Consider the following 11,263-nt stretch of genomic DNA (forward strand, 5'->3'; position numbering starts at 1 on the left):
AAATTTACTTACTATCTAGTTTTGAATGTATAATCCGTATATTATATATTTTGGATGCGATGAGCCGCATTGAGATCTCAGGTTTGAGGTCTTTTTTTTATGATTTTTTATAAGAGAAATTGATATAGTTCATAAGATACATATAAAACATTACATACTGTTTTAAATAGGTATATAGAAAGCATTTTTAATCAGCATTAGTTAAAGACTCATTCAATAAACGAGAATTTAGCTTAAGATGTGTAAGTGGAGAAGCTGTGCGGAAAATTAAGAGGCATATGTATATAAAGAAAAAGCAGGAGAAACCATAAGTCATTTTAGAATTATGGCATCTCCTGCTTTTTAGATTAAATCAATAATGAATACAACATTTTGTTTTCATTAATATAGATATTTGATGGATCAAACTCATGTACTTTTTCTTTCAAACGCGTTAAGTCATCATGGTTATTTAATTGAATACCTATGATAACTGTACCTGTGTTTTGAGAAGATTTTTTCAAGTACTCGAATTTAGTAATATCATCATTTGGTCCTAATACTTCATTTACGAACTCTCTTAACGCACCAGGACGTTGAGGGAAGTTGAAAATGAAGTAGTGTTTCATTTCTTCATATAAAAGTGAGCGTTCTTCGATTTCTTTCATACGGTTGATATCGTTGTTACCACCGCTGATAATACAAACTACTGTTTTGCCTTTGATTTGATCACGATATTGTTCTAGAGCTGAGACGCTTAATGCACCTGCAGGTTCTGCGACAATGGCTTGTTTAGAATACATATCTAAGATTGTAGAACATACAGCACCTTCATCGATTTGAAGATAATCATCAACGACTTTTTTCGCAATTTCAAATGTAATTTTGCCGACTTGTGCAACAGATGCACCGTCTACAAACTTATCAATTTCTGGTAATTTCACTCTGTGATGTTCTAAGACAACTGAAGTATACATACTTGCAGCACCTTTAGGTTCAACACCTACAATTTTTGTTTGAGGCGACTTCTCTTTAAAGTAAGTACCTACACCAGAAATTAATCCGCCGCCACCAATTGCGGCAAATAGATAATCTACATCGATATTGCTTTCTTGTGCTTCTTTTAAAATTTCCGCTGCGATTGTACCTTGACCTGCAATTGTATTGACATTGTCAAATGGGTCAATAAAGTTCATCGCATGTTTTTCAGTATATTCTAGGGCTTCTTTTAAACAATCATCAAATGTATCACCAACCAAGATTACTTCAACATTTTCTCCACCAAAGAATTTAACTTGATTAATTTTTTGAAGGGGAGTTGTCACAGGCATAAAGATGACTGCTTTTAATCCTAATCGTTGTGCAGTAAATGCGACACCTTGTGCATGGTTGCCGGCACTCGCACATGTAATACCTTTTGCTTTTTCGCTTTCGCTCAATACTTGAATTGCGTTATAAGCACCTCTTAGTTTAAAGGAACGTACCCATTGCAGATCCTCTCTTTTTAAATATACATTACAGTCATACTTTAAAGATAAATAATGATCTTTCTCTAAAGGCGTTTCTTTGACAATCGGCTGTAATGATAAAAAAGCCTCTTCTATGTCTTTAGCTGATACAGCAGTTTGTACAGTCATTTCGCTCACTCCTTAATTGTGTTGGTATTTCTGTTCGTATTGTTCAATTTGGTCTTCGTATGCCAATGTGACGGCAATATCATCTAGTCCTTGAACAAGTTTGTTCTTCCAAGTTGAATCAATATCAAAATGTAATTCGCGATCAGGTGTTTTGATTACCTGATTCGGAAGGTCAATTTCGAGCTCTTTATATTTCGCAAGGAACTCGCGATCTTCTTTTTCTAGTGCGATAGGTAATAATGCATTTTTCGTGCAGTTCATGTAGAAAATATCACTGAAGCTGCCCGCAATAATAATATTGATGCCATAATCTTTTAATGCCCAAGCTGCGTGTTCACGACTAGAACCGCAACCAAAGTTATCACCTGTGATAAGAATTGAAGCACCTTTATATTGAGGTTGGTTTAATTCGAATTCAGGGTTATCTGAACCATCTTCTAGATAACGCCACTCATCAAAGGCGTAAGGACCAAGTCCTGTTTTAGAAACGCCTTTGAGATGGACTTTTGGGATAATTTGGTCTGTATCAATATTATCGTGAAATAAAATAGCAGTTTTACCTGTATATTGTGTAATCGGTTCGATTTTAAGCATGTTCAAGCGCCTCCCATTTTCTGACGTCTACGAAGCGTCCTTCAATCGCAGCAGCTGCTGCCATAGCAGGGGATACAAGATGTGTTCTTGCACCTTTACCTTGACGACCTTCGAAGTTACGGTTGCTGGTAGAAGCACAGTGGACACCAGCTGGTACTTGGTCAGGGTTCATACCGAGACACATTGAGCAGCCAGGTTCACGCCATTCAAAGCCTGCATCTTTAAAGATTTTATCAAGTCCTAATGCTTCAGCTTGATGTTTAACACTTCTTGAACCAGGTACAACAATTGCTGTGATATTAGGATGTACTTTATGTCCTTTAACAAATTTACTTGCTTCTTGTAAGTCAGAAAGGCGCGCATTTGTACAAGAGCCTAAGAATACATAACCAAGTTCAATATCTTCAGCTTTTTCACCTGGTTTTAAATCCATGTAGTGATAAGCACGTTCGTCATTGACGTTTTGAATTTCTGGGAAAGGTGTATTGAAGCTTACACCCATTTCAGGACTAGTACCCCAAGTTACTTGTGGTTCTAGGTCAGATACATCTAACTCAATCACACGATCAAATTGTGCATCCTTATCACTATAAAGTGATTGCCAATATTCTGCAGTTTCCTCATCAATATCAGCGTAAGGACGACCTTTGACATATTCTAGTGTTGTTTCATCTGGTTCAACTAAACCATATTTTGCGCCGGCTTCAATCGCCATATTACAGATTGTCATTCTCGCATCCATTGATAGATTACGAATTGTAGAACCTGCAAATTCAAGCGCATAACCTGTACCGAAATCTACACCATATTGATTGATGAGGTGTAAGATAATATCTTTCGCATATACACCTTTAGGCAACTCACCATTAATATCAATTAAAAGATTCTTCGGTTTAGTTTGCCATAATGTTTGTGTCGCAAAAACATGTTCAACTTCACTCGTTCCGATACCGAAAGCAATGGCACCGAAAGCACCGTGTGTTGCTGTGTGAGAGTCACCGCAAACAATGGTTTTACCAGGTTGCGTTAATCCCATTTCTGGTCCAACCATATGTACGATACCTTGTTCTTCAGTACCATTATCAAACAGTCGAACCCCAAACTCTGCACAGTTCTTTTGAAGCGTCTTGATTTGTGTTGCTGCAATTTCATCTTTGATGTTGAAAATATCTTCTGTCGGTACGTTATGATCAATTGTCGCAAACGTTAAATCCGGACGTCTCAGTGGTCTGTGTTGAATTCTTAATCCTTCAAAGGCTTGAGGTGATGTCACTTCATGGATTAAATGCAAGTCAATGTATAATAATTGCGGTTCACCTGCATTTCCTGTGAGAACATGTCTATTCCATATTTTATCGAACAAAGTTTGTCCCATTTCAATCACCATCCTTTAAAGTTGTTGTAAAATTTTCTCGAAGATTTCTGAAGTATGTGCTTTTCCACCTAAATCAGGTGTCGTAAAGCCTTCTTTCAGTAAACCATAAACAATCTTTTCTAATTCTTCTGCCGCTTCTGCTTGATTAAATGTTTCTCTGAAACACATTGCTAATGAAAGCACCATACCTGTCGGATTCGCAATATCTTGACCCGCAATGTCAGGTGCTGATCCATGAATTGGTTCATAAAGTTTTGTACCTTTTTGTCCATAGCTGACAGAAGGGGATACACCTAATGAACCTGGAATGACAGAAGCTTCATCGCTTAAAATATCACCGAATAAGTTTTCAGTTACAATCACATCAAATTGTGTTGGACGCGTAATCAAATGCATACTGCATGCATCAACAAGTAGATGTTCTACTTCCACATCAGGATATGAAGCAGATACTTCATCAACTGTTTTACGCCATAATTTACTTGATGCTAATACATTTTCTTTGTCCACTGAAGTTAATTTCTTACGTCTTGATTGTGCAAGTTTGAACGCTGCGTGTGCAATACGTTCAACTTCTGCTTTAGTATATGTTAAGGAATCAATTGCATGATCTTCAGCTAATTCTTTCGGTTCACCGAAGTATAAACCACCTGTTAATTCTCTGACAATCACTAAATCAGTACCTTGTACACGTTCTGCTTTAAGAGGAGAGAATTCAGTCGCGCCTTCAACTACAGCAGTAGGGCGGATATTTGCGAATAACTCTAAGTTCTTTCTTAAAGCAAGTAAGCCAGCTTCAGGTCGTTTTGGGCTGTTTGTCCATTTTGGACCGCCGATTGCACCTAAAAGAATCGCATCAGATTGTTTACAAGCTTCAAGCGTAGATGATGGAAGCGGGTCGCCATAGTTATCTATAGCGGCCCCTCCAAAATCATAAGTTTCTAATTCATAATCAATGTTATATTTTCCACTTAATTTTTCTAATATTTTCAAAGTACCTTCAAGTATTTCTGGACCTATACCATCGCCTGGGAGGGCAGTGATTTTATAACTCATGCGTTCACCTCATTATTAACTGATGCATCAGCAATATGATTAGAATAAGCTTCCACATAAGCTTTACATGAAGCAAGCAATACGTCATGGTCGATACCGATACCGTAGTAAGAGCGTCCATCAATGCTAAGTTCAACGTTAACTTGTGCTTGTGCATCTGAACCTTCAGTTACTGAAGAGATTTGATAGTTCAACAATTCAGATTCAGCATCGAAGATTAAGTCTACTGCATTGTATACTGCAAGAATAGAACCTGTTCCTGTTGCTGCTGATTGATATTGTTTGCCGTCATTATCACGAAGTTGAACGACTGCACTTTGTACACCTTCAGCCACAAATTGTAGTTGAAGATTTTCAACATGATAAGCAGCATTTGTTTCATGGTAATGACCTTGAACAAGGGCATGTACGTCATAATCAGAAACATTTTTCTTTTTATCGGCAATAGATTTGAACTGTTTGAACAATTCAACTTGTTTTTCTGGACTGATTTCGTAGCCAAGTTGTTTTAACTTTTCAGCGAAAGCATGTTTACCAGACAATTTACCAAGAGGCAATTCAGATGTTTGGATACCCACTAATTGTGGCGTCATGATTTCGTATGTTTCACGGTTTTTCAAGAAGCCGTCTTGGTGGATACCTGATTCATGACTGAATGCGTTTTGACCGATAACAGCTTTATTTCGAGGTACTGGAATACCAGCGAAACGAGAAATTAAATCAGAAGTTTCTTTAGTACGTCCAAGCTCAAGTCTTGTTTCAATACCATAGTGATCTTTACGTACGTATAAACCAAGCGCAACTTCTTCAAGTGCAGTATTACCAGCACGTTCACCGATACCGTTAATTGTACCTTCAACACGTTTTGCACCATTTTCGATGGCAGCCATGCTGTTTGCAACAGCTAAGCCTAGGTCATCGTGGCAGTGTGCACTATAGATAATTTCTTGATCAGATTTAACATTTTCAAGCAATACTTTAAAGATATTTCCGAATTCAGTTGGATAGCTATAACCTACTGTATCAGGAATGTTGATAATTGTTGCACCTGCGTCTACAGCTGTTTGCACACTTTTGATTAAGAAATCTAAATCAGTACGTGTTGCATCTTCGGGTGAGAATTGTACAACATCGAATAAAGATTTGCCATAAGCAACATTTTCAGTAATTTGCTCTAGCACTTCTTCTTGAGTCATTTTCAATTTATGCTCTAAATGAATAGGGCTAGTAGCGATAAATACATGTAATTGCGGATATTTTGCTTCTTTAGTTGCTTCGTACACAGCATCGATGTCGCTTTTCTTACATCTTGCTAAGCCTACTACAGCAGTTTTAGTTAAAGCTTGTGAAATAGCTTGAACTGATTTAAAGCTACCTTCACTAGAAGCAGGGAATCCAGCTTCAATTACATCGACACCCCATTTTTCAAGTTGCTTTGCGATAGTCAGTCTTTCATCAAAGGAAAAACTGACTCCGGGCGTTTGTTCACCGTCTCTTAGTGTTGTATCAAAAATTTGAATATGACTCATAAATAATCAACCTCCTGATTTAGTATTATTCTTCAATAGTTTTATTTTCAACGAATGGCATCATTTCACGAAGTTTTTTACCAACTTCTTGGATTTGGTGACCTTGTGCTGCTTTACGTAGTTTGTAGAATTCTTCGAATCCATTTTCATTATCTTTAATGAAGTTGTTAGCGAATGTACCGTTTTGGATATCAGTTAATACAGCTTTCATGTTTTCTTTAACGTCTGGTGTGATAACACGTGGACCTGAAACATAGTCACCGTATTCAGCAGTGTTTGAAATTGAATAACGCATAGTTTCCATACCGCCTTCGTACATTAAGTCAGCGATCAATTTCATTTCATGTAATACTTCGAAGTAAGCAAGTTCTGGTTGGTAACCAGCTTCAACTAATGTTTCGAAACCGTTTTGGATTAATTGAGTAACACCACCGCAAAGTACTGCTTGTTCACCGAATAAGTCTGTTTCAGTTTCTTCTTTGAATGTAGTTTCAATGACACCAGCTTTAGTTGCGCCGATACCTTTTGCATAGCTTAATGCGATGTCAAAAGCGTTACCAGTTGCATCTTGGCCTACACCAAATAATGCAGGAACTGAGCTGCCTTCAGTGAATGTACGTCTTACAAGGTGACCAGGGCCTTTAGGAGCTACTAAGAATACATCTACGTCACTTGGTGGTTTGATTACATCGAAGTGGATGTTGAAACCATGTGCAAATGCTAATGCATTACCAGCTTCTAGGTTAGGAGCGATTTCTTCGTCGTATACTTTACCTTGGATTTCATCTGGTAATAATACCATGATTACGTCTGCTTGTTTTACTGCTTCTCCAACTGGATATACATCGAATCCATCTTTTTTAGCTCTGTCGAAAGAATGTCCTGGGCGGATACCGATTATAACGTCATAGCCGTTGTCTTTAAGGTTTTTAGCATGTGCGTGACCTTGAGAACCGTAGCCTAATACCGCGATTTTTTTACCTTCTAAAGCGTCTTTTTTCACTGATTCGTCATAATAAACTGTTGTCATAATAAATTCCTCCAAAAATTTGTTTTATTTTAAATTCTCAACTTTGTGAAAATTCAAATTATAATAATGCTGCAGTTCCTGTTCTAGAAACTTGTTCAATCTGTTGTGATGATAGTGCATGTAATACATCATCAAGTGCTTGTTGTGTACCTGATGCTTGTAAATAAGTATGACCATCTTCTTCTTTTAATACTGAAACTAGCGCATCACTGTGATTGATCAAGTTGTCTAATTCTGTTTTATCTGCAGGTGTTGCAATTTTAGCAAGTAATAATTCCACACTGTAGACGTTGTTATCTGTGATATTTTCTACAGAAAGTACATTAATTTGTTTTTCTAAATGGAGCATGAGTGATTGTACTTTTGATGCTTCATCTAACTCAGCTACGAATGTCATATCAGAAATACCAGGTTGAATACTTGGTGTAACACAAAGTGTTACGATATTAAACTGACGTCTTAAAAAGGTACTTGTCAGTCGGTTTAATGTACCAGATTTATCTAATACTTGCGTCTTGAATGTATATCTCATAGGACACCCTCCATTTCGTTGTTCGCTTTACCGCTTGGTACCATCGGTAAAACTGGTTCTTTAGGTGAGATTCTTACTTCGATTAAAGCAGGGCCTTTGTGCGCAAATGCTGCTTCTAAATCTGCTTCAAGTGTTTTAGGATCATCTACTAAGAATGCTTTCACACCATATGCTTCTGATAATTGTTGGAAATCTGGTTGGCCATTGAATACTGAATGAGAGAAACGTTGTTTAAAGAATTTATCTTGCCATTGTTTAACCATTCCTAGTGTGCCGTTATTGATAAGGACGATTTTGATATCTAAACCATACTCATTTAAGATTGCCATTTCTTGGTTGGTCATTTGGAAACCGCCATCTCCAACGAAACAAACAACTGTTTTATCAGGTTGTGCTAATTTAGCACCGATAGCAGAAGGGATGCCGAAGCCCATTGTTCCAAGACCACCGCTTGTTACTAATTGATTATCATGTTTGAATGGATAGAATTGTGCTGCCCACATTTGGTGTTGGCCGACATCTGTTGTAACTAGCGCTTCTCCATTTGTAATTTTACCGATATACTCGATGGCTTGTTGAGGTTTGATAAATACATCTGCTTCTTCATCTGTATATGCAAATGGATGAGATTTCTGATTATTCACACAATAGTCAACCCAGTCTTTATGTTGGTCGTAAGTATTAGTTTCTGTAAGCAATGCTTCAAGCATCAATTTACAGTCAGCTACTACGCCCAAATCTGTTTTGATGATTTTGTTGATTTCAGAAGGATCGATGTCTACATGAACAACCTTAGCGTTTTCTGCAAATTTATCTGGGTTACTTGCAAGGCGGTCGTCGAAGCGGCTGCCAAAGTTGATAAGCAAGTCGCAATCAGAAAGTGCCATGTTGCTTGCGTATGATCCGTGCATACCGCCCATACCTAAGAATAGGGGATTGCTGTAAGGAATTGTGCCTAACCCATGTAAAGTTGTGACTACTGGAATTTGATGGCGTTCAGCAAATGTAGTCAGAAGTGGACCAGATTCTGAATGTCTCACGCCTGCACCAGCTAAAATGACTGGTTTCTTCGCTGATTTCAACCATTCTAGTACAGTTTGTACATCTTGAGGGTTCGGTGCATCAGCTAAACGATATCCTGGTAAATCAAGCTCGTCACATACATCAACATCAGATTGTAGAATGCCGACATCTTTAGGGAAGTCGATGACTACTGGGCCTTTACGACCTGTATTTGCAATGTGAAACGCTTGATGTACCACTTCAGGAATTTCGTCTGGATGTTTAACTTGGAAGTTGTGTTTAGTGATAGGTGTTGTCATTGAAAGTAAATCCGCTTCTTGGAATGCATCTTTACCGATACCTGGTGTTGCAACTTGTCCTGTAAATACTACAAGTGGCAATGAATCACTAAATGCGTCTGCGATACCTGTAATAACGTTTGTTGCTCCTGGACCGCTGGTAACTACAACTACGCCAGGTTTGCCAGAAACTCTGGCATAACCTTCCGCAGCGTGTACAGCACCTTGTTCGTGTCGTGCTAAGATATGTTTGATTTTACCATCGTAAAATGTATCATAGAGCGGTAGCACGGCACCTCCTGGATAACCGAAAAGCAACTCTGTGCCTTCTTTCAACAGTGCTTCTACCAACAATTCCGAACCGCTTCTACTCGTTTTCGTGGCTGCTTGTGTACTGTTTGCTTCTTCATTATGTTTAGTCATTTGTGGGTTAGACATAAAGCATCACTCCTCAATTAGATATTCTGGTACTCTCATAACACCGCCCGTATTTGCACTTGTAACAAGTGCTGTATAACGTGCTAAGTAACCTGTTTTCACTTTGGCTTTAAATGGTTTGACTTCTGTTTTACGTTTGTTCATTTCTTCTTCTGAAACATCTACATCTAATGTTCTGTTTGTTAAGTCGATGACGATTTCATCACCGTCACGAATTAATCCGATTGGTCCGCCTGATGCTGCTTCAGGTGAAATGTGTCCGACTGCGATACCTCTTGTTGCTCCTGAGAATCTTCCGTCAGTGATTAATGCAACATCTTTACCTAAGCCGCGACCTACGATAGATGAAGTAGGGGCTAACATCTCAGGCATTCCTGGTCCGCCTTTAGGGCCTTCATAACGAATAACTACAACGTGACCTTCACGTACAGTGTGGTTATCAATTGCTTCAACAGCTTCATCATGAGAGTCGAAACAAATGGCTTTTCCTTTAAAGACTTTGATTTCAGGATCTACACCGCCGACTTTGATAACTGCACCATTTGGAGCTAAGTTACCATATAAGATTGAAAGGCCACCTTCTTTATCGTACGGATTATCAAGTGGATGGATGACATCTGTGTTTTTGATTTCTTTGCCTTGGTTGTTTTCGCGAAGTGTTTTACCTGTAACAGTCACTCTGTCAGGGTGCAATGTACCTTCTTTTTTCATTAATTCATTGATGATAGCAGGAACACCGCCGGCTTCATGAACATCGTGCATAGAATAAGAAGAGCTTGGTGCGATTTTAGATAAATAAGGTGTACGTTTAGCAATTTCATTGATACGGCTTAAGTCATAATCAACACCCGCTTCATTTGCGATTGCAAGTGTGTGAAGTACTGTGTTTGTTGAACCGCCCATCGCCATATCTAATGCGAATGCATCATCTAATGCTTCTTTTGTAACGATATCACGTGGTTTCAAATCATTTTTAATATTGTCTACTAATTGGAAAGCGGCTTGTCGAATCATTTCTCGACGTTGGTCTGAAACGGCTAATGCTGTACCATTATATGGAAGTGCTAGTCCTAATACTTCCATTAAACAGTTCATTGAGTTTGCTGTGAACATACCTGCGCAAGAACCGCAAGTAGGACAAGCATTTTGTTCCATATCTAAGAATTCTTCTTTTGTCATTGAACCGCCTTTAAAGGCACCAACTGCTTCGAACATAGATGAAAGAGTTAAGGCTTTACCTGTTGTAGATAAACCAGCTTTCATCGGTCCGCCTGAACAGAAGATAGCAGGTACGTTTGTTCTAACTGCTGCCATTAACATTCCTGGTGTGATTTTGTCACAGTTTGGAATGTAGAAGACGCCGTCGAACCAATGTGCATTGATAACTGTTTCAGCTGCATCTGCGATGATTTCACGAGATGGTAATGAATAACGCATTCCAATGTGTCCCATTGCGATACCATCGTCAACACCGATTGTGTTGAATTCAAATGGAATTGCGCCTGCTTCTCGGATAGCTTCTTTTGCAATATCTGCTAATTCTCTTAAGTGAACATGTCCTGGAACGATATCGATATAAGAGTTACAAATCGCTACGAATGGTTTGTTCATATCTGTTGGATCTTTGATTTGTCCTGTGGCATGAAGTAAACTTCTGGCCGGAGCCTGTTGGTCTCCTTTTTTGATTGTGTCGCTTCTCAATATAATTCCCCCCGAAGATTCAAATAAAAAAACGTCCCAATAATTATTGGGACGTCACAGACCGTAGACAAACTACCGTTATAACTTGAAA

At 38.5% G+C, this 11,263-nt stretch carries 9 protein-coding genes; all 9 read right to left on the minus strand.

What is annotated here, in order from left to right; translation table 11 throughout:
- Positions 1-347: 347 nt before the first annotated feature.
- Genes ilvA through ilvD form a run of 9 tightly spaced genes read right to left on the minus strand, consistent with a single transcriptional unit; the run spans position 348 to position 11,172 of the window.
- Positions 348-1,616 (minus strand): threonine ammonia-lyase IlvA, encoded by a 1,269-nt coding sequence (gene ilvA / locus HMPREF3031_RS09640; RefSeq protein ID WP_057510853.1) that lies wholly within the window; start codon positions 1,614-1,616, stop codon positions 348-350.
- 12 nt (positions 1,617-1,628) lie between these two features.
- Positions 1,629-2,210: a 3-isopropylmalate dehydratase small subunit gene (leuD, locus tag HMPREF3031_RS09645; RefSeq protein WP_002481742.1), complete on the minus strand. Its 582-nt coding sequence runs from the start codon at positions 2,208-2,210 to the stop codon at positions 1,629-1,631.
- Positions 2,203-3,585, minus strand: coding sequence for a 3-isopropylmalate dehydratase large subunit (gene leuC, locus HMPREF3031_RS09650; RefSeq protein ID WP_002481741.1), 1,383 nt, complete (start codon positions 3,583-3,585; stop codon positions 2,203-2,205). Before leuC ends, leuD begins: the two co-directional genes overlap by 8 nt.
- Before the next feature lie 15 nt (positions 3,586-3,600).
- The gene (gene leuB, locus HMPREF3031_RS09655) at positions 3,601-4,641 is read right to left on the minus strand and encodes a 3-isopropylmalate dehydrogenase (RefSeq protein WP_002481740.1); all 1,041 of its coding nucleotides are present in this window, start codon (positions 4,639-4,641) and stop codon (positions 3,601-3,603) included.
- Positions 4,638-6,170, minus strand: a complete 1,533-nt coding sequence (locus HMPREF3031_RS09660; protein ID WP_002481739.1) for a 2-isopropylmalate synthase — start codon at positions 6,168-6,170, stop codon at positions 4,638-4,640. Before HMPREF3031_RS09660 ends, leuB begins: the two co-directional genes overlap by 4 nt.
- 25 nt (positions 6,171-6,195) lie before the next feature.
- Positions 6,196-7,200: a ketol-acid reductoisomerase gene (gene ilvC / locus HMPREF3031_RS09665; protein ID WP_002481738.1), complete on the minus strand. Its 1,005-nt coding sequence runs from the start codon at positions 7,198-7,200 to the stop codon at positions 6,196-6,198.
- 58 nt (positions 7,201-7,258) lie between these two features.
- Positions 7,259-7,732: an acetolactate synthase small subunit gene (gene ilvN, locus HMPREF3031_RS09670; RefSeq protein ID WP_002481737.1), complete on the minus strand. Its 474-nt coding sequence runs from the start codon at positions 7,730-7,732 to the stop codon at positions 7,259-7,261.
- Complete coding sequence (gene ilvB / locus HMPREF3031_RS09675; protein WP_037556616.1) at positions 7,729-9,456, minus strand: biosynthetic-type acetolactate synthase large subunit; 1,728 nt, start codon at positions 9,454-9,456, stop codon at positions 7,729-7,731. Before ilvB ends, ilvN begins: the two co-directional genes overlap by 4 nt.
- A gap of 21 nt (positions 9,457-9,477) precedes the next feature.
- A complete protein-coding gene (ilvD, locus tag HMPREF3031_RS09680) occupies positions 9,478-11,172 on the minus strand; it encodes a dihydroxy-acid dehydratase (RefSeq protein WP_002481735.1) in 1,695 nt (564 codons plus the stop codon).
- Between the last annotated feature and the right edge of the window lie 91 nt (positions 11,173-11,263).

Source organism: Staphylococcus sp. HMSC072B07 (assembly GCF_001815505.1).
Classification (GTDB): Bacteria; Bacillota; Bacilli; order Staphylococcales; family Staphylococcaceae; genus Staphylococcus; species Staphylococcus simulans.

Coding starts and splice junctions, on each gene's coding strand:
- leuC (WP_002481741.1), bottom strand. CDS start 3,585: ATGGGACAAACTTTGTTCGATAAAATATGGAATAGACATGTTCTCACA.
- ilvN (WP_002481737.1), bottom strand. CDS start 7,732: ATGAGATATACATTCAAGACGCAAGTATTAGATAAATCTGGTACATTA.
- ilvA (WP_057510853.1), bottom strand. CDS start 1,616: ATGACTGTACAAACTGCTGTATCAGCTAAAGACATAGAAGAGGCTTTT.
- HMPREF3031_RS09660 (WP_002481739.1), bottom strand. CDS start 6,170: ATGAGTCATATTCAAATTTTTGATACAACACTAAGAGACGGTGAACAA.
- leuB (WP_002481740.1), bottom strand. CDS start 4,641: ATGAGTTATAAAATCACTGCCCTCCCAGGCGATGGTATAGGTCCAGAA.
- leuD (WP_002481742.1), bottom strand. CDS start 2,210: ATGCTTAAAATCGAACCGATTACACAATATACAGGTAAAACTGCTATT.
- ilvB (WP_037556616.1), bottom strand. CDS start 9,456: ATGACTAAACATAATGAAGAAGCAAACAGTACACAAGCAGCCACGAAA.
- ilvC (WP_002481738.1), bottom strand. CDS start 7,200: ATGACAACAGTTTATTATGACGAATCAGTGAAAAAAGACGCTTTAGAA.